The 18168-nt window shown below is 73.4% G+C and carries 16 protein-coding genes; 9 read left to right on the top strand and 7 right to left on the bottom strand.

The features are described from left to right. Positions 1-16: 16 nt before the first annotated feature. A complete protein-coding gene (locus C892_RS0121325; protein ID WP_017558839.1) occupies positions 17-988 on the bottom strand; it encodes a hypothetical protein in 972 nt (323 codons plus the stop codon). A gap of 77 nt (positions 989-1065) precedes the next feature. Beyond that, positions 1066-1803 (bottom strand): phosphatase PAP2 family protein, encoded by a 738-nt coding sequence (locus C892_RS0121320; protein WP_017558838.1) that lies wholly within the window; start codon positions 1801-1803, stop codon positions 1066-1068. A 715-nt stretch (positions 1804-2518) separates the two neighbouring features. On the opposite strand from C892_RS0121320, the gene C892_RS0121315 reads away from it, so the two are divergent. The 6 genes from C892_RS0121315 to C892_RS0121290 all read left to right on the top strand — a co-directional run bounded on the left by C892_RS0121315 (position 2519) and on the right by C892_RS0121290 (position 8649). Beyond that, complete coding sequence (locus tag C892_RS0121315; protein ID WP_026124537.1) at positions 2519-3187, top strand: GntR family transcriptional regulator; 669 nt, start codon at positions 2519-2521, stop codon at positions 3185-3187. Between the two features lie 376 nt (positions 3188-3563). Further along, the gene (gene pdhA / locus C892_RS0121310) at positions 3564-4673 is read left to right on the top strand and encodes a pyruvate dehydrogenase (acetyl-transferring) E1 component subunit alpha (RefSeq protein ID WP_017539549.1); all 1110 of its coding nucleotides are present in this window, start codon (positions 3564-3566) and stop codon (positions 4671-4673) included. A 19-nt stretch (positions 4674-4692) separates the two neighbouring features. Then, a complete protein-coding gene (locus C892_RS0121305) occupies positions 4693-5691 on the top strand; it encodes an alpha-ketoacid dehydrogenase subunit beta (protein WP_017539550.1) in 999 nt (332 codons plus the stop codon). Between the two features lie 13 nt (positions 5692-5704). After that, complete coding sequence (locus tag C892_RS0121300) at positions 5705-6997, top strand: dihydrolipoamide acetyltransferase family protein (protein WP_017558837.1); 1293 nt, start codon at positions 5705-5707, stop codon at positions 6995-6997. A gap of 265 nt (positions 6998-7262) precedes the next feature. Next, positions 7263-7895, top strand: a complete 633-nt coding sequence (locus C892_RS0121295) for a GNAT family N-acetyltransferase (RefSeq protein ID WP_017558836.1) — start codon at positions 7263-7265, stop codon at positions 7893-7895. 235 nt (positions 7896-8130) lie between these two features. Then, positions 8131-8649 (top strand): NUDIX domain-containing protein, encoded by a 519-nt coding sequence (locus tag C892_RS0121290; protein ID WP_017558835.1) that lies wholly within the window; start codon positions 8131-8133, stop codon positions 8647-8649. Here the strand turns inward: C892_RS0121290 and C892_RS0121285 are convergent. Next, a complete protein-coding gene (locus C892_RS0121285) occupies positions 8612-9550 on the bottom strand; it encodes a Gfo/Idh/MocA family protein (protein ID WP_026124536.1) in 939 nt (312 codons plus the stop codon). The genes C892_RS0121290 and C892_RS0121285 overlap by 38 nt on opposite strands. Before the next feature lie 554 nt (positions 9551-10104). Here C892_RS0121285 and C892_RS0121280 point away from each other — a divergent pair. Beyond that, on the top strand, positions 10105-11916 hold the full coding sequence (locus C892_RS0121280; RefSeq protein WP_017558833.1) for a S9 family peptidase: 1812 nt from the start codon (positions 10105-10107) through the stop codon (positions 11914-11916). Positions 11917-11918: 2 nt separating this feature from the next. Then, positions 11919-12647, top strand: a complete 729-nt coding sequence (locus C892_RS0121275) for a GntR family transcriptional regulator (protein WP_017558832.1) — start codon at positions 11919-11921, stop codon at positions 12645-12647. 163 nt (positions 12648-12810) lie between these two features. On the opposite strand, the gene C892_RS0121270 is transcribed toward C892_RS0121275, so the two are convergent. The 4 genes from C892_RS0121270 to C892_RS0121255 form a co-directional block, all read right to left on the bottom strand. After that, positions 12811-13872 carry an aspartate-semialdehyde dehydrogenase gene (locus C892_RS0121270; RefSeq protein WP_017539557.1) on the bottom strand — a complete coding sequence of 354 codons (1062 nt, stop codon included), beginning with the start codon at positions 13870-13872 and terminating at the stop codon, positions 12811-12813. Then, positions 13869-15140, bottom strand: coding sequence for an aspartate kinase (locus C892_RS0121265; RefSeq protein ID WP_026124535.1), 1272 nt, complete (start codon positions 15138-15140; stop codon positions 13869-13871). Before C892_RS0121265 ends, C892_RS0121270 begins: the two co-directional genes overlap by 4 nt. A 224-nt stretch (positions 15141-15364) precedes the next feature. Next, complete coding sequence (gene recR, locus C892_RS0121260) at positions 15365-15964, bottom strand: recombination mediator RecR (protein ID WP_017558831.1); 600 nt, start codon at positions 15962-15964, stop codon at positions 15365-15367. 154 nt (positions 15965-16118) lie between these two features. Beyond that, positions 16119-16469 carry a YbaB/EbfC family nucleoid-associated protein gene (locus tag C892_RS0121255; RefSeq protein WP_017539560.1) on the bottom strand — a complete coding sequence of 117 codons (351 nt, stop codon included), beginning with the start codon at positions 16467-16469 and terminating at the stop codon, positions 16119-16121. A gap of 157 nt (positions 16470-16626) precedes the next feature. Between C892_RS0121255 and C892_RS0121250 the strand changes: the two genes are divergently transcribed. Further along, positions 16627-17766, top strand: coding sequence for a methyltransferase domain-containing protein (locus C892_RS0121250; RefSeq protein WP_017558830.1), 1140 nt, complete (start codon positions 16627-16629; stop codon positions 17764-17766). Positions 17767-18168 lie beyond the last annotated feature (402 nt).

Below are 18168 nucleotides of genomic sequence, written 5' to 3'. Positions count from 1 at the left end.
CCGGCGCCCGCCCACGTCAGTCGAGCGCGTCGAGCTCCAGGATGTAGACCGGCCACCGGTCGATGACCTCCAGGCCCGCCTTGTCGGCCGCCTCGGCCACCAGGTCGTCGTCGAACTCCTGCAGGTGGAACTCGCGCACGCCCTCGGCGCTGCGCAGGCCCTCGATCGCCTCGGCGAACGCCGCCCCCAGGGCGCCCGCCTCGGGCCCCCGGTGCACCACGAGGCCCCCCGAGGCCATCCCCTCGTCGTCCACCAGCACCGTGAACTGGGCCACCGGGACCCCGTCGCCGTCCTCCGGCATCAGGTCGAACGTGGCCTCACCCGCCAGCAGGTCCGGGCCGAGGTGGCTGTTGTCCAGCCACTCCCGCACCTCCTCGCGGTCCCAGTCCTCGCCGAAGTCGCCGTCGGCCCCGAACGCCCGGTACAGCTCCACGTAATCGTCCAGCAGGGCCTCGTCCGGCACGGCCGGCATCGTGCGCACCCGCACCGGCGGCAGCCCCGGCGGGCGGCGCCACTCCAGGCCCGCACCCCAGGTGCGGCCCTCCTCGCGCTCGACGTCGGCGCCGAGGCGGTCGGCCAGCCGGGCGTCGGTCGCCCGCATGGTCGGCGACCACAGCAGGGCGTCGTGGCCCAGCTCCGCCGCGCGGGCCGCGGCCTCCCGCACCATCTTCTCCACCAGCGCGAACTCCGCGTCGGTGGCGTCGCGGGCCGGGTCGAAGACGCCCTTGAGCTGCTCGGCCTCCACCGAGGCCAGCGCCCACTGCAGGTGCGGCCCCTCGTCCTCCTCGTCCTCGGGGGCGAGCAGCACGGCCCACCCCTCCAGCGCTTGCCCGCGCCGGGCGACGACCGCGCCCAGTACGCCGGGGTCGTCCTCCTCGCCGGCCTCGCCGGGCTCGGGCGCCTCCACCCCGGCGGCGGCGCACAGCTCCTCCGCCAGCCGGTCCAGGATCTCCGGGTCGCGTTCGAAGCTCAGTTCCGTGGCTGCCATGTCCGTGTTCCCATTCCCCCCGCTGCGTGCAATCCCCGCCGGAGACTATCGGCGTTGGGCGGGAAGGGGAGGCCGGTTCACGCCGCGCGCGCCTCCTCCGCGTCGGTGGGGGACTGCCGGGTCTCGTCGGCGCTCCAGAAGCTGCCGCCGTACCAGGGCCACCACATGGTGGTGCGCCCGCCCGGGATCATGGCGTCCAGGCAGATCACGATCCGCAGCGACAGGCCGCCGGCGATCATCCCCGTGGCCAGGTCGGTGAACCAGTGGAAGTGCAGGTAGGCCGAGACGACGGACTGCAGCAGCGCGATTCCGACGATGCAGAAGCCGAGGCGGCGGATGATGTGCGGACGCGCGGCCTGGTACCGGATGATCAGGAACAGCACCAGCCCGTAGATGAGGATGGCGTTGGCCCCGTGCCCGGACGGGAACGACACGCCCCCCGAGTCGCCGAAGAACGCCGGGTCGAAGCTGCGCGGGTGGTTGCGCGAGAAGAACAGCTTCATCGACGCCACCGGGCCCATCATGCCCACCACGCCCACGGCGCCCAGGATGATCGGCCGCCAGGAGCGGTGCCGGTAGGCCAGCTGGAGCGCGGTGACCGCCAGGACCGGGATCGCCACGAAACGCGAGGCGACCGTGTCCGGCCACAGGATGAGGAACAGGCGCAGTTCGTCCCAGAACGGCCGAGGTGCGTTGTTGATCAGATTGTCGATAGGGTGCAACGGGCCGGCCGAGAGCATCGTCATGGTGATGAGAAGCACGGCCAGGGCGATCGCGATCTTGTCCGAGGCGATGCCCCATGCGATCTCGCTCACACTGGGCCACGTGACACGCCCGTCCTCGGCGCCGCGCGCCGCCTTCGCGGAAATGCGCGGCACCGCGTCCAGGACGCGACGCCGTCTATGGGGTGACGTCGGCGTCGGCCCCGCGCGTCGCGACGGTGTCGACCTTCTCCGCGATGTAGGCATCATGTGTGCTCAGTGCTGTCTCACGTTTCGTGGGCTGGCCTGCGGCACGGCTGTGCTTGTCGGGGGACGGGCTCGCCGCTCGGACTCGGATGTGAACAGGGGCAGGGAACGCGTCCCGGGCGCGAGGTCAGAGCACCCGGAGGCGGCCGTCTCGGACGCCGCGGGGGCGCCGGTCCGCGGCCGCGGGGGCGGAGCGGGAAGGGGGCGGAGCCGCTCGTGCACGGGGGACGCCGGCTACCGGGAGTGGCCCCGCGCACCACGTTACCCGGTTTTGATCGAACATTTCCGACAGGACAGCATAGCGCTCCGCTCGGTCAAGGGACGCGGCGCCCTGTCGGCGCCGACCGCCTTACCTCGCACTTTGCCGTCCGGTCAGCCGGGTCCGGGACGATGTTCACCCGCATGCGCCTCGACCGTGAGCGTTCCGTTAGCCCGTCTTCGATAACGGACGTCCGGTATCGCACACAGAGACCGCCCGGATGAGGGCGGCTAAGGTGCAATCGCCTCCCCACGACCGCAGCCGCCGCCCCGGCGGCGGCCGCCCCGACCAGAAAGGCCGTTGATGCCCGCCACACCCGACGACGCAGCACGGGTGGCCCGCAACCCTCTGCGCGAGCAGATCCGCCGCGTTCTCGTGGAGGGTCTGCTCTCCGGCAGGTGGAAGCCCGGCGAGCGCATCGTCGAGCGCCGGATCGCCGCCGAGCTCAACGTCAGCCAGGCCCCCGTGCGGGAGGCCCTGCGCGAACTGGAGACGCTGCGGCTGATCGACTCGGTCCCGAACAAGGGGGCGCGGGTTCGCGAGTTCGGTGTAGCGGACATGGCGGAGATCTATCCCGTCCGGGCCGGTCTCGAACGCGTCGCCGCCGAACTCGCCGCGGACCGCCTGGCCGAGGACCCCTCCCCGCTGCGCGAGGAGGTGGAGCGGCTGCGCCGCGCGACCGCCGAGGGGGACGTGGAGGAGCAGATCCGGCACAGCGTGGAGTTCCACCGCCGGATCGTCCTGGCCGCCCGCAACGACGTGCTCCTGCACACCTGGGAGTCGCTGGGCGTGGAGGTGTGGACCCGGCTGTCGGTGCGCTGGCTGGACATGGAGCTGCACGCCAAGGCGGCCGACCACGCGCGGATCGCCGAGGCCTTCGTCGAGCGGGATCCGGACGTGGGCCGAATGCTGAGTGAGCACGTTCACAATTACGTGGACGCCGCCATGAAGTCCCGAGGCGCCGGGCACTGACCCTGCGGGGGCGCCCGCCGGGCGTGTCCGCTTCCGGGGGACCCGGCCGGATTCACCCCGGATTTCCCCTAGAGTCGGATTGATCGATCATCGATCAATCCGTAGAGTGTCCGCGACGCACATCACACGGCAGGGCTCGCCACCCGCACGGCGGTTCCCGCAGGGCGAACGCCCCCGAGGAATGGCCGCCGCCCCGTGGGGAAACGAGCACTAGAGGGTTCTCGACACGAACAACTCCACAGCCACCGAGCGCCGCGCCGTTGAGCCCGGCTGCGCGCTCCCCCGCCTGGCACCGCCGCACAGCGGGCCACGGCACCGGCCCCTCGCGGTCCATCGGCCCCGTAGGGGCCGATTCCGCACGTAGAAAGGCACCACCATGGCTGACACGGCCAAGCCGAAGGGCGGCGGCACCGCCAGGAACTCGGGCGGCCGCCGGCGTACCCGCAAGGACAGTGCGCCGAAGATCGCCGACGAGCAGCCCAAGGTCCTGCTCGACTACTACCGGCAGATGCTGCTCGTCCGCCGGTTCGAGGAGCGCACCGCCCAGGCCTACACCCAGGCCCGCATCGGCGGCTACTGCCACCTCAACCTCGGCGAGGAGGCCACCGTCGTCGGCCTGATGACGGCCCTCAAGGACGAGGACTACCTCTTCACCAACTACCGCGACCACGGCTACGCGATCGGCAAGGGCATGAGCCCCCGCCACGTGATGGCCGAGCTCTACGGCCGCTCCACCGGCGTGTCCAAGGGCTGGGGCGGCTCGATGCACATGTACGACACCGAGGTCCGCATGCTCGGCGGGTACGGCATCGTCGGCGGCCAGCTCCCCCTGGCCACCGGCGCCGCGCTGGCCGTGTCCTACCGCGGCGGCGACGAGGTCGTCATGTGCCAGATGGGCGACGGCACCACCAACATCGGCGCCTGGCACGAGTCCCTCAACATCGCCGCGCTGTGGAACCTGCCGATCGTCTTCGTGGTGATCAACAATTTCACCGGCATGGGCACCACCGTCGAGATGTCCTCGGCCGAGCCCGAGCTGCACAAGCGCGGCTCCGCCTTCCGCATCGAGGGCGTCAAGGTGGACGGCCGCAACGTGCTGGAGGTCCGCGACGCCGCCGCCGACCTGGTCGAGCGCGCCCGCGCCGAGCAGCGCCCCTTCCTGCTGGAGGCCACCAGCTACCGGATGAAGGGCCACTCGGTCGTGGACCCGGCCAAGTACCGCACCGAGGAGCAGGTGGCCGAGGCCCGGGACACCGCCAACGACCCGGTCGCCATCTTCGACAAGCAGCTCAGCGACGCCGGCGTGCTCACCGACGAGCTGCGCGAGGAGATCACCGCGTCCGTCAAGGAGGAGGTGGCCGACGCCGCCGACTTCGCCGAGAACAGCCCGCACCCCGACGTGTCCACGCTGTTCGACTACACCTACGCCACCCCCGTGGCGAACGAGTCGCGCCGCATGCCCGCCGACCCGGTCTTCGCCGAGTAGTAGTTAAGGAGAGCGGGACATGTCCGTCATCACCTACCGCCAGGCCCTGCGCGACACCCTTCGCGCCGAGATGCTGCGCGACGAGAACGTCTTCGTCATGGGCGAGGAGATCGGCGTCTTCGAGGGGTCCTACAAGATCACCGAAGGGCTGCTCAAGGAGTTCGGCGAGAAGCGCGTCCGGGACACCCCCATCGCCGAGGAGGGCTTCGTCGGCGCCGCCGTGGGCTCGGCCATGCTGGGGCTGCGCCCCGTCGTCGAGCTCATGACGATCAACTTCTCCCTCATCGCGATCGACCAGATCGTCAACCACGCCGCCAAGATCTACGGCATGTTCGGCGGCCAGACCCCCGTGCCCATGGTCATCCGCACCCCCGGGGGCGGCGGCCAGCAGCTGGGCGCGACCCACTCGCAGAACATCGAGCTGTACTACTCCTTCGTCCCCGGACTGAAGGTCCTGGCGCCGAGCACCCCCGCCGACGCCGCCTCGATGTTCCGCGCGGCCGTCCGCGACGACGACCCGGTCCTGTTCCTGGAGAACCTCGGCCTCTACAACACCAAGGGCGAGGTGCCGGACGGCGACGAGAGCGTCGCCGAGATCGGGCGCGCCAAGGTCACCCGCGAGGGCACCGACATCACGCTCATCGGCTACTCGCGCATGGCCATGGTCGCCGGCCAGGTCGCCGAGCAGCTGGCCGAGCAGGGCATCAGCGTCGAGGTCGTCGACCTGCGCAGCCTGCGCCCGCTGGACCGGCAGACCGTGGTGGACTCGGTGCGCAAGACCAGCTGCGCGGTCATCTGCGAGGACGACTGGCTCACCTACGGCATCGGCGCCGAGATCGCGGCCTCCATCCAGGAGGGGGCGTTCGACTACCTGGACGCGCCGGTGCGCCGCGTGGCCATGGCGGAGGTCCCCATGCCCTACGCCAAGCCGCTGGAGACCGCCGCCCTGCCGTCGGTCGAGTCGATCACCACCGCCGTCAAGGAGACCCTGGACGCCGTCGGCCGGCGCGTGGGTTGAGGGGAAAGCTCTGATGACTGAGATCTACATGCCGCGCCTCTCCGACACCATGGAGGAAGGCGTCATCAGCTCCTGGGCCAAGAACGTCGGTGACAAGGTCGCCTCCGGTGATGTGCTGGTGGAGATCGAGACCGACAAGGCCGTCATGGAGTACGAGGCCTACGAGGACGGCTACCTCGTCGAACAGTACGTATCGGCCGGCGACACGGTCCCGATCGGCGCCGTGATCGGCTTCATCGGCGAGACCCCGGACGCCGAGGCCCCCGACGCCGGAGGCGCCCCGGCGGCCCCGGCCCAGGGCTCGGAGCAGGGGGCGGAGCAGGCCTCGGAGCAGGCCGGGGAGAAGCCGGCCGAGACCGCACCGGCCGCACCGGCGCCCGCCGCCGACGGCGAGGGCCCGGCCCGTCCGCGCACCTCTCCGCTGGCCCGCCGCCTGGCCAAGGAGTACGGCCTGGACATCGACGCGATCGAGGGCAGCGGGCCCAAGGGCCGCATCGTCCGGGCCGACGTGGAGGCCGCCCGCGACCGCGCCGCCTCCGGTGCCCCGGCCGCGGCTCCGGCCGCGCCCGCCGCGGCCCCGGCCGTCCAGGCCGCCCAGGCCGGCACGGAGGACCCGCGGGGCTCGGAGGAGCTCAAGGTCAGCCAGATGCGCAAGACCATCGCGCGCCGGATGGCGGAGAGCAAGCAGCAGGCCCCGCACTTCTACCTGCGCCGCACCATCGACGCCGAGCCGCTGAAGGCCTTCCGCGCCCAGATCAACGAGCAGCTCGCCGACACCGGCACCAAGATCAGCTTCAACGACCTGATCGTCAAGGCGGCCGCCACCACGCTCAAGGCGCACCCGGAGGTCAACCGCTCCTGGGAGGACGGCCGGCTGCTCCAGCACCACCGCGTCAACGTGGGCGTGGCGGTCGCGATCGACGAGGGCCTGGTCGTCCCGGTGCTGCACGACACCGACACGGCCACGCTCTCCGACATCTCCGCCCGCACCCGCGACCTGGCGGGCAAGGCGCGGGACGGCAAGCTCAAGCCGCAGGACATGAGCGGCGGCACGTTCAGCGTCAGCAACCTGGGCATGTTCGGCATCGACAGCTTCTCGGCGGTGATCAACACCCCCGAGTCGGCGATCCTGGCGGTGGGCGCCATGAAGCCCACCCCGGTGGTGCACGACGGCGAGGTCGTCGCGCGCAACACCATCGCGCTGGAGCTGTCGGTGGACCACCGGGCGGTGGACGGCGCCGTGGGCGCCGCCTTCCTGAAGGACCTCGCCGAGGTCCTGGAGAGCCCGATGCGGATCATCCTGTAGCGCGGCTCGCCGCACGCCTTCGCGGGGCGCCCCGGCCGGGGAACGGCCGGGGCGCCCCGCGCGTTCTCCGGGCGGAACGGGCCCGGATCTCCGCCCCCCGCGGCGCTGTGCGGCCTCGGACCGCCCCCGCCCCGGCGCGCGGACAAATCCGTCGACAATCCGGGGGCGGGACGGCAGCATCGTCGGGTGGGCCCCCGGGTCCCCGCGCGATCCGTCACCGGACGCGCCGCCGCCGACGCCGAGACGCCCTGGAGCGCACCGACCCATGACCGTTCCGTCCGCCCCGCACGAGGACCGAGAGGGCGCCGACGCCGCCCCGGCCCGCCCGGCCGGAGAGGCCGACCTCGCGGCGATCGCCGACACCCTGGCCGACGCCTTCACGGACTACCCGTGGACCCGCTGGGCGGTCCCCGCCGACGACCACCGCGAGCGCCTGCGCGGCCTGCAGCGCTACTTCGCCGAGAAGGTCGGCCTGCCCTACGGGCGGGTGTGGACGGCCGGCGGAAACGCGGCCGCCTCGGTGTGGACCGTGCCGGACGTGGAGATCCCGCCCGACCTGTTCTCCTCGCCCGAGCTGGCCGGGCTCTACGGCGAGCGGCTCGCCGACATCGGCCGGGCCGACGCGGCCCTGGAGCCGCACCGGCCCAAGCACCCGTGCTGGTTCCTGGCCACGGTCGGGGTCCGCCGCGACCGCCGGGGCGAGGGCCTGGGGCGCGCGGTCATCGAACCCGGGCTGCGCGCCGCCGAGGCCGCGGGCGCACCGGTGTTCCTGGAGACCGCCACCGAGTCCAACGTGCGCCTGTACCGCCGGCTCGGGTTCGAGGTGACCGCCGAGGTCGACCTGCCCGCAGGCGCCCCGACCACCTGGTGCATGGAGCGCCCGCCTCGTTCCACGTGAAACACCGGGTCTGATGGGCGCGCCCCGTCCGCGCCTCCGCGTGCGGGCCGCCCCTGAGGGGGCGGCCACGCGCGGGGGCCGGGCGTTCCCTCCCGGTTCGCCCCTCCCCTCCCCGCCGGTCGTCCGCATCAGGTGGCGCCGGGTGCGGCGGATGCGCGATGGTGGTCAGCGGCGGAACCCGTGCTCAGCCGCGTGCCCCGCCGACCACCGCGCCGACCAGGAGACAACCGGACCAATGTCGACCGTCTACCCCCCTCACGGCCCGGCGGGGCCGGCCGTGGAGGCCGCCGCCATCATCCCCGGGCCGGACTGGACGCTCACCTTCGTCCTGTGCGCCCGCGGCCCGCAGGCCGGGCACTGGACCCTGCCCGGGGGCCGCACCGCCCCCGGGGAGAGCGCCGAGCAGGCCGCCCGGCGCACCTCCGAGCAGACCGCCGGGGTGCGCCCGGGGGCGATGGCGCCCACCGGGCTGTACGAGCTCCGGGGCGGCGGGGACGACGTCGGCTACCACCTGCACCTGCACGTCTTCCGCGCGCTGCAGCCGTGCGAGGTGCCCGAGGGCTTCACGGCCGCCCCGGACGCCGCCGAGGGGGTGGGCCAGGTCCACCCGCGCGATGTGCTCCCCCACCCCGTCCACATGCGGGTGCTCAACGACGCCGGTCTGGCCGACTACGACGAGGCGCTGGTGCGCCGCCTGATGCTGGCCGACGGGATGCTCATGCGCCGTCTGGACGGCGACCTTCCGCCCGGCTGACGATCCGCTCGCACAGCTCGTGCGTGCGCAGGGCGTCCCGCGCGTCCAGCGGAGCGCCCTGCGCCACCGCGTCCAGGAAGGCCGTGCAGATCTGCTCGATGCCGCGCTGCCGGGCCACCGGCGTCCAGTCGCCCCTGCGCTCGGTGCGCTGCACCCCGTCGTGCTCGATCGTCTCGCCCAGGCCCACGACGGTGAACTTCCCGCCGCCGCCGGAGACCTCCAGGCGCTCCTCCTTGGCGCCGGACACCCGGTTCATCGCGCCGATCGCGGTCCACCCGCGGCCGGACAGGCGCAGCACCACGTGCTCCAGCGCCCCGTCGCGCACCCGGGTGTCGACCGAGACCTCGGCCTCCTCAGTGCCCGCAGTGCCCTCGGTGCCGCCGGGGGCGAGGAAGCGCAGCGTGTCCACCACGTGGATGAAGTCGTCGAAGACCACCCGGCGCGGGGTGTCGGGGCGGCCCTGCTGGTTCTTCTGCAGGAAGACCAGGTCGCGGGGGCGCTCCCGGGCGGCCGCGTAGCCGGGCGCGTAGCGGCGGTTGAAGCCGACCATCAGCCCCACCCCGGCGCGCTCGGCGCGGGCGACGACCCGCTCGGCGGCCTCCAGCCCGGGGGCGATCGGCTTGTCCACATAGGCGGGGACGCCCGCGTCGATGAGCGCCTCCAGGAGCTCGGCGTGCGCGTCGGTGGCGGCGTGCACGAACGCGGCCTCCGGAGGGCGGCGCAGCAGGGCGCCCAGATCGGTGAAGCAGTTCCGGTCGGGCACCCGGTAGGCGGCCGCGACCTCGGCCAGCCGGTCCGCCGAGCGGGTCATCAGCACCGGCTCCACACCGGGGCGCACGGCCAGGGTCGGCAGGTACGCCTTCCGGGCGATGTCGCCGAGCCCGATAATCGCTACTCTCATCCGCCGAAGGCTACCCGGCCGCGGGAAGCGCGCATGGACCGCGGGAAGGCACGGCCCTGCACGGCGCCGAGGAGCCGGAGAGCGCGCACCGGAGGACGCAACGCCCTCTCTGGCAGCGCCCTCTCGAGACGTCCCCGGCCGGGCCCGGCCTGCACGCCCGGTCCCACCCGGGCCCTTCGGCGGCGCTGCGGCCCCGACCGGGGGGCGGCCGCCGCGGCCCCCCGTCTGGTCCTCCCCTTCGGGCCGTGGGCCCGGCGGCCCCTGAGCGGGGCGGGCGGAACGCCCGCGGTCTCCGTATCCGCGCGGGCCCTGCCCCTCTTCCCCGCCACCGTGGCCGCCGCACGCGCACTCGCGCCCTTCCTCGTCCGTACCGTGCGCCGCGTGTGCGGAACACGGCCCTGACCCCGGTGTTCCACCTCCCTGGCACCAACGCCCACTCCCGCCACCCGTTTTCCTACGGTGGCGCCCTTCCCATGCCGATTCGTCCAAGAGTGGCCAAGTCGACTCGTGGATTCGCCCCCAATCAGCACAAGTCCACTGCTTTACTGGGGATCATGGGCGAGCGTTGGCAGGACCGGTTCCGAGCCGGCAGGATCAGTCTTCCTTCCTGGGCCCGTGAGGCCCCGGACCGTTCCCTCTTCCGCAGCAACTCCAGCGGAACGTGGGAGCTGTACACCTGGGACCGCGCGACCGGTGAGCAACGCCAGGCCACCGCGCGCCCCCAGGGGACCGAGCTGGGCTCCCTCGATCCCACGGGGGCCTGGGTGTGGTGGTTCGCCGACACCGACGGCGACGAGTTCGGCGTATGGATGCGCCGCCCCTTCACCGGCGGCCCCGACGAGGAGGCCGCCCCCGGCCTGGCCCCCTCCTACCCCGCCGGGCTGGCGCTGGGCGCCGACGGCACCGCGCTGATCGGCCGCTCCACCGACGACGGCTTCAGCGTCCACCTGTGCCGCCCCGGCGCGCCCCCGGCCACCCTGTACTCCCACCGCCAAGAGGGCTACCTGGCCGGGATGTCCGACGACGGCTCCCTGTTCGCCATCGCGCACAGCGAGCACGGCGACTCCCGGTACACCGCCGTGCGCGTCTACCGGCTGGACGGCTCCGGCGGTGCGGAGGGGCCGCGGGCCGAGGCCGTCGGCGACCTGTGGGACGGCCCCGGGCGCGCCCTGTACCCCGGCCGCTTCTCCCCCGGCGGCGGCGCGCTGCTGGTCCTGCACGAGCGGCGCGGTCGCACCGAACCCCTGCTGTGGAACCCCGAGACCGGCGACGAGCTGGAGGTCCGCCTCGACGACCTGCCCGGCGAGCTCTCCGCCGAGTGGACCCCCGACGGCAAGCAGCTGCTGATCGTCCAGGAGCACCGCGCCCGCTCGCGGCTGCACCTGCACACCCCCGCCGCCGGCCGCACCGAGCCCGTGGAAACACCCCCGGGCATGGTCAGCGCCGCCGCCGCGCGGCCCGACGGCACCGTCGAGTACTCCTGGTCCAGCTCCCAGCTGCCCCCGGTCATCCGCAACACCCGCGGCGAGACGGTGCTCACCCCGCCCGGCACGGCCGCCCCGCCCTCGGTCCCGGTGCGCGACGTCGACGTGGAGGGCCCCGGCGGGACCGTGCACGCCCTGGTCTCCGAGCCGGAGGCCGGAACCGCCCCCTACCCCACCGTCTTCCTGGTGCACGGCGGCCCCGAGGCCCAGGACACCGACGCCTTCTTCTCCGACGTCGCCGCCTGGGTGGACCACGGGTTCGCCGTCGTCCGGGTCAACTACCGGGGCTCCACCGGCTACGGAAGCGCCTGGCGCAACGCCATCGAGCGCCGCGTGGGCCTGACCGAGCTGGAGGACATCACCGCCGTGCGCGACTGGGCGGTCGCCTCCGGCCTGGCCGACCCCGCCCGGCTGGTGCTCGAGGGCGGCTCCTGGGGCGGCTACCTGACCCTGCTCGGCCTGGGCGTGCGCCCCGACGACTGGTCCCTGGGCATCGCCGCGGTGCCGGTCGCCGACTACACCACCGCCTACGCCGACGAGATGGAGGCGCTGCGCGCCTTCGACCGCTCCATGTTCGGCGGCTCGCCCGACGAGGTCCCCGAGCTCTACGCCGCCTCCTCCCCGATCACCTACGCCTCCGACGTCAGGGCGCCCGTGCTCGTCCTGGCCGGGGAGAACGACCCGCGCTGCCCCATCCGGCAGATCGAGAACTACGTGGAGCGCCTGCGGGAGCTGGGCAAACCGCACGAGGTGTACCGGTTCGACGCCGGGCACGGGTCCTTCGTGGTGGAGGAACGCATCCGGCACATGTCCGCCGAGCTGGACTTCGCCCTGAGAAACCTCGGGGGCGCACCGGGAGGGCCCGCACCGGGAACCGTGTAGCCGTGGAGCCGCGACCGCGCTACGTCTGGGTCGCCGAGCTGCTGCGCCGGCCGATCCTCTCCGGCGAGCTGGGGCCCGGTGAACGCCTCCCCTCCCGCTCCCGGCTCGCCCGCATCTACGACGTCAGCGAACAGGTGTCCCGGCACGCGCTGCGGCTGCTGGTCAGCGAGGGCCTGGTGGAGGCGCGCCCCGGTGCGGGGTACTTCGTGCGCTCACTGCCCAACGTGCACCGCTTCCCGCGCACCGACCGCGCCTCCGGCGCGGGGGTGGGGCCGCTGCACCCCGCCGAGAGCGACGTGGCCACCGAGAAGGCGGAGGACCCCGTGGCCCGGCGGCTGGTGCTGCGCACGGGCACACCGGTCTTCCGCACCCTGACCGTCGGCACCGCCGAGGGCGAGCCGGTGGCGGTGCACACCGCCTGGGAGCCGACCTCCCTCACCCGGGGCACCCTGCGCTCCCCCGCGGACGCCCCCGACACCGGGGTGCTGGACCGGCTCGCCGGCGCCGGGGTGTCGGTGGACCGGGTCGTGGAGGAGGTGGGGGTGCGGCCGCTGCGCGAGCCCGAGGCGACGTCGCTGCGGCTGCCGCCGGGGCGGCCGATGCTCGTGGTGGAGCGCACCCACTACTGCCAGGGACGCCCGGTGGAGACCTCCGACCTGGTCGGCTCCACCGACCAGTGCCGGCTGGTGTACCGGCTGAGCCTGACCCGGCCGCGCTGGCGCCTGCCCTGAGAAACGGTGCGCCCTCGCGTTGATCTCGGGGAAGTCGGCCTTATCAGGGCCCTGATAAGGCCGACTTCCCCGAGATCAACGCGAGGGGAGGCGCCGAGCGGCCCGGAACGGGCCCGGCCCGCGCGGTGCGCGGGCCGGGCCCCGGATGCCGGCGGGATCCGCCTCAGCCCTGGACGAACTCCTGGGCGACGACCTCGGCGATCTGCGCCGTGTTCAGCGCGGCGCCCTTGCGCAGGTTGTCCCCGCACAGGAACAGGTCCAGCGAGCGCGGGTCGTCGATGGAGCGGCGGATGCGCCCCACCCACGTCGGGTCGGTGCCGACCACGTCGGCCGGGGTCGGGAACTCGCCCGCCGCCGGGTCGTCCTGCACCACCACGCCGGGGGCCGAGGCCAGCAGCTCGCGCGCCTTGCCGGCGTCGACCTCCTGATCGAAGGTGGCGTGCACGGACAGCGCGTGCGTGGTGACGACCGGGACGCGCACGCAGGTCGCCGAGACGCGCAGGTCCTGGTGGCCCAGGATCTTGCGGGACTCGTTGCGGACCTTGAGCTCCTCGGAGGAGTACCCGTCCTCCTTGAGCGACCCGGCCCACGGCACCACATTCAGCGCCAGCGGCGCGGGGAAGGGGCCCAGCTCGCCGACGGCGGAGCGCACGTCGCCCGCCCGCTCGCCCAGCGTGCGGTCGGCCGCGGCCGCCGACATCTGGTCGCGCAGGGTGTCGATGCCCTCCTGGCCGGCGCCGGAGGCGGCCTGGTAGGAGGCGACCACCAGGTCGGTGGCGCGGTAGGCGCGGTGCAGCGCGCCGATCGCCACGATCATCGACAGGGTGGTGCAGTTGGGGTTGGCGATGATGCCGCGCGGGCGCTGGGCCACCATCTCGGCGTTGACCTCGGGCACCACCAGGGGCACGTCCGGGTCCATCCGGAAGGCGCCGGAGTTGTCCACGGCCACCGCGCCGCGCTCGGCGGCGATCGGCGCCCACTCCTTGGAGACCTCGTCGGGCACGTCGAACATGGCGACGTCGACCCCGTCGAAGACCTCCGGGCACAGCGCCTGGACCTCGACCTCCTCGCCGCGCACGGTCAGGCGCTTGCCCGCCGAGCGCGGGGAGGCGACCAGGCGGATCTCGCCCCAGACGTTCTCCCGGGTGGAGAGGATGTCGAGCATCACGGTGCCGACGGCGCCGGTGGCACCGACGACGGCCAGGGTGGGAAGACGGTTGCTCATCGGCCGGTACCTCCATAGACGACGGCCTCGACCTGGTCGGCGTCGAGCCGGAACTCGCTGTGCGCCGCCGCGACGGCCGAGTCGACCTGGTCCTCGGTCACGATGACGGAGATGCGGATCTCCGAGGTGGAGATCATCTCGATGTTGGTCCCCGACCCGGCGATCGCGTCGAAGAAGCGCGAGGTCACCCCGGGGTAGGAGCGCATGCCGGCGCCGATCAGCGAGACCTTGCCGATCTTGTCGTCATAGCGCAGCGACTCGAAGCCGACCTTCTCCTGGACCTTCTTCAGCACGGCCATGGCGGTCTGGCCGGAGGAGTCGGGGACCGTGAAGGAGATGTCGGTGCGGGAGGTGGAGGCCGCCGACACGTTCTGCACGATCATGTCGATGTTGATCTCGGCCTCGGCCAGCACGTTGAAGATGGTGGCCGCCTCGCCGACGCGGTCGGGGACCCCCACCACGGTGATCTTGGCTTCGCTGCGGTCGTGCGCGACGCCGGAGATGATCGGTTGTTCCATGCCTTCGCTTTCCTCGACTTCGGAGACGACCCAGGTTCCGGGCTTCTGGCTGAACGACGAGCGCACGTGCAGCGGGATGTTGTACCGCCGCGCGTACTCGACGCAGCGCAGGTGGAGGATCTTGGTGCCGCTGGCGGCCATCTCCAGCATCTCCTCGTAGGAGATCTTGGGGATGCGGCGCGCCGCGGGCACGATGCGCGGGTCGGCGGTGAACACGCCGTCCACGTCGCTGTAGATCTCGCAGGCGTCCGCCTCCAGGGCGGCGGCCAGCGCCACCGCGGTGGTGTCCGAACCGCCGCGGCCCAGCGTCGTGATGTCCTTGCTGTCCTCCGAAACGCCCTGGAAGCCGGCGACGATGCAGATCGAGCCCTCGTCCAGGGCCTCGCGGATGCGGCCGGGGGTGACGTCGATGATCTTGGCGTTTCCGTGCAGGGACGTGGTGATGACGCCGGCCTGCGAACCGGTGAACGAGCGGGCCTCATAGCCGAGGTTCCCGATGGCCATGGCGACCAGCGCCATCGACATGCGCTCGCCGGCCGTCAGCAGCATGTCCATCTCGCGCCCGGGGGGCAGCGGAGAGACCTGCTCGGCCAGGTCGAGCAGCTCGTCGGTGGTGTCGCCCATCGCCGAGACCACGACGACCACGTCGTATCCCGCTTTTTTCTGAGCGACGATCCGTTGGGCTACCCGCTTGATGGCCTCCGCGTCGGCGACGGAGGAGCCACCGTACTTCTGCACGATCAATGCCACGGTCGGCGCTCCTGAGGATTGGGATTCACGGTGATCAGTAATGGAGTGTAGCGAGCGGTACGGGGGGTGGGAGATGCCCTCCCACCTGGGCAGAAAGGCACCGAGGGCAGGGTTTACCCGGATTGCGGGACCTTATTCGCGGTTCCGGCGAAACGACCCCGCCAACTCGGTCGACGCGGCGCCGGCCACGGCGGTCCGGCCGCCGGAGCGCCCGCGAATGTGACCTAGAACTCCAGGCTTCTGCGGCCCTCGAAGGCCCGGCCGAGGGTCACCTCGTCGGCGTACTCCAGATCGCCGCCGACGGGCAGCCCGCTGGCCAGGCGGGTGACTTTCAGGCCCATGGGTTTGACCAGGCGGGCGAGGTAGGTCGCGGTCGCCTCGCCCTCCAGGTTGGGGTCGGTGGCCAGGATCAGCTCGGTGACACGGCCGTCCGACAGCCGCGTCATCAGCTCCTTGACCCGCAGGTCGTCGGGGCCCACCCCCTCGATGGGGCTGATCGCTCCGCCCAGCACGTGGTAGCGGCCGCGGAACTCGCGGGTGCGCTCGATGGCCACGACGTCCTTGGACTCCTCCACCACGCAGACGACGGCCTCGTCGCGGCGCGGGTCGCGGCAGATGCGGCAGCGCTCCTCTTCGGCCACGTTGCCGCACTCCTCGCAGAAGCGGACCCGGTCCTTGACATCGACCAGGGCGTCGACCAGGCGCTTGACGTCGGCCTGCTCGGCGGCGAGCAGGTGGAAGGCGATGCGCTGCGCGCTTTTGGGACCGACGCCGGGGAGTCGCCCGAGCTCGTCGATCAGGTTCTGGACCGCGCCTTCGTACATCGCCTACCCAAGGTGTCGCAGCTGTCGCCCTCCCACCGTAGCCCAGGACGCGCACGGCGTGCTCCCGGGCGGCGCGCGCCGGACGCGCTCCGCAGGAGGGGTGTGCGGCAGGGGCCCGGGCCGCCGGGGGCTCCGGGCCGCCCCGCCCTCGGCGCTACATGCCGGGCAGGCCCGGCATGCCGCCGCCCGCGCCCGGCATCCCGCCCAGCGCGTCGTTCAGCGGTCCCATCTTCTCCTGCTGCAGCCGCTCGACCGCCGCCTCGGCGTCGCGCACCGCGGCCAGCACCAGGTCGGCGATGGTCTGCGCGCTCTCCGCCGCGTCCTCGGGGTCCACCGCGTCGGGGGCGATCTTCACGTCCTCGACGGTGCCGCGGCCGTTGACCGTCACGGTCACCAGGCCGCCGCCCGACGAGCCCTCGACGCGGGCCTCGTCCAGCTCCTGCTGGGCCTCCATCAGCTGCTGCTGCATCTGCTGCGCCTGCTGCAGCAGCGCCTGCATGTCCATTCCGCCGCCAGGGTTCACTTGCCCACTTCTCCTCGGATCGCTTGCCGACTCTGCCGAGACTAGCCGCCACGGGTTTACCGGCGCGCCCGCTCCGGGGACCATGGGACGGGTGGCCGCCGGCCGCCCCTGTGCCGCGAACCCACGGGGACGACACGCCATGCTCAGCGCCGCGCGGCGCCACCGTGCGCTCATCGACTCCCTCACCGCCTCAGGGGCGCTCAGCGACCGCCGACTGGTCTCGGCCTTCCGCTCCGTCCCCCGGCACTTCTTCGTCCCCCTGCACGGCGCGGTCACCACCTCCGGGGCACCGCTGGACGCCGACCGCGCCCCCGAGCGGTGGCTGGAGGCCGCCTACACCGACGCGCCCATCGTCACCCGGATCGACGACGGCGATGCGGACCGGGGCGAAGGCGTGCCCACCTCCTCCTGCTCGGCCCCGGGCGTGGTGGCGCGGATGCTGGAGGCCGCCGGGCTCCGGGACGGAGACCGGGTGCTGGAGGTGGGCACCGGCACCGGGTGGACCGCCGCACTGCTGGCGGCGCGGCTCGGCGACGACCGCGTGGCCAGCGTGGAGATCGACCCGCAGGTGCTGGAGGCGGCGCGGGCGGGCCTGGTGCGCGCGGGGCGCTCGCCCCGGACCGTGCACGGCGACGGGGAGCACGGCCTGGCCGAAGGCGCCCCCTACGACCGGGTGGTCGCCACCTGCGCCGCCACCCGGGTGCCGCGGGCGTGGATCGAGCAGACCGTGCCGGGCGGGCTGGTGGTGCTGCCCTGGACGGCGATGGAGGGGGCGGGGGTGCTGGCCCGGCTCACCGTGCACGGGGACGGGTCGGCGAGCGGGCCGTTCCTGGGCGGGCTGGGGTTCATGCCGCTGCGCTCCCAGCGCCCGCCGCCCGCGGCGGCCCCCTCCGCCGAAGCCCAGCCGGACGAGACGCGGCTGCTGCACGGCGGCGACCCCATCGCCCCGCTCACCCGGTTCGCGACGGCGTTCCCGGTCACCGTGATGGTGCCCCGGTGGCGGATGGGGCTGCGCCCGGCGCCCGGCGGGACGGGGCGCCGGCTCTGGCTGGCCTCCGACGACGGACGGTCCTGGGCCCAGGTGGTCCCCGCCGGGACGGCGTGGCGGGCCGAGCAGGCCGGACCGCGCTCGCTGTGGGACGAGGTGGAGGCCGCCCAGGAGGAGTGGCGCTCACTGGGCGGGCCCGGACCGGACCGGTTCGGGCTGACCGTGTCCGCCGACGGCCGCCACCGCGTATGGCTGGACACCCCGGACGGTGCCGGCTGGGACCAGGACTGAGGGGGGAGAGCGGCGGGAGGAGGGTGAGAGGCGCCCCGGCGGATCCGTCGCAGAGCGACGGCCACCCCACCGATTCTGCGAGAACCTCAGTCGGACGCACGCAGGTCGTTCCACAGGGAACCGGTGCCGATGGCGCCGGTGGAGTGGTGGAACCCGGGCGCCCCGCCGCCTTGCCATCGCCGCGAAGAGAGCGGGGCGGCTTCCATCGGCCGGAGCGCACCCCGCCGCTCGGCCGCAGACCCCTGGAGCAGAGCGCCCCTACAGCGGAGGCCACGGCCGTACGGCCGTGGCCTCGCCGCCGTGCTCGGCCGGGGCGCCGGGCGCCGGTCCGCGGCCCCGACGGGGCCCGGTTCGGTCAGCCGGCGTTGTGGTCGATCTCGTCGATCTTCTTTCCGCCGAGCT

Origin of the sequence: Nocardiopsis baichengensis YIM 90130 (assembly GCF_000341205.1) — a bacterium.
Taxonomy (GTDB): domain Bacteria; phylum Actinomycetota; class Actinomycetes; order Streptosporangiales; family Streptosporangiaceae; genus Nocardiopsis_A; species Nocardiopsis_A halophila.
This window is presented reverse-complemented; position numbering and strand designations above follow the sequence as displayed.

What these genes read in the sequence shown, in the direction of transcription:
- C892_RS0121325 (WP_017558839.1), bottom strand. Translation starts at nt 988, where the DNA reads ATGGCAGCCACGGAACTGAGCTTCGAACGCGACCCGGAGATCCTGGAC.
- C892_RS0121315 (WP_026124537.1), top strand. Translation starts at nt 2,519, where the DNA reads ATGCCCGCCACACCCGACGACGCAGCACGGGTGGCCCGCAACCCTCTG.
- pdhA (WP_017539549.1), top strand. Translation starts at nt 3,564, where the DNA reads ATGGCTGACACGGCCAAGCCGAAGGGCGGCGGCACCGCCAGGAACTCG.
- C892_RS0121305 (WP_017539550.1), top strand. Translation starts at nt 4,693, where the DNA reads ATGTCCGTCATCACCTACCGCCAGGCCCTGCGCGACACCCTTCGCGCC.
- C892_RS0121300 (WP_017558837.1), top strand. Translation starts at nt 5,705, where the DNA reads ATGACTGAGATCTACATGCCGCGCCTCTCCGACACCATGGAGGAAGGC.
- C892_RS0121295 (WP_017558836.1), top strand. Translation starts at nt 7,263, where the DNA reads ATGACCGTTCCGTCCGCCCCGCACGAGGACCGAGAGGGCGCCGACGCC.
- C892_RS0121290 (WP_017558835.1), top strand. Translation starts at nt 8,131, where the DNA reads ATGTCGACCGTCTACCCCCCTCACGGCCCGGCGGGGCCGGCCGTGGAG.
- C892_RS0121285 (WP_026124536.1), bottom strand. Translation starts at nt 9,550, where the DNA reads ATGAGAGTAGCGATTATCGGGCTCGGCGACATCGCCCGGAAGGCGTAC.
- C892_RS0121280 (WP_017558833.1), top strand. Translation starts at nt 10,105, where the DNA reads ATGGGCGAGCGTTGGCAGGACCGGTTCCGAGCCGGCAGGATCAGTCTT.
- C892_RS0121270 (WP_017539557.1), bottom strand. Translation starts at nt 13,872, where the DNA reads ATGAGCAACCGTCTTCCCACCCTGGCCGTCGTCGGTGCCACCGGCGCC.
- recR (WP_017558831.1), bottom strand. Translation starts at nt 15,964, where the DNA reads ATGTACGAAGGCGCGGTCCAGAACCTGATCGACGAGCTCGGGCGACTC.
- C892_RS0121255 (WP_017539560.1), bottom strand. Translation starts at nt 16,469, where the DNA reads ATGGACATGCAGGCGCTGCTGCAGCAGGCGCAGCAGATGCAGCAGCAG.
- C892_RS0121250 (WP_017558830.1), top strand. Translation starts at nt 16,627, where the DNA reads ATGCTCAGCGCCGCGCGGCGCCACCGTGCGCTCATCGACTCCCTCACC.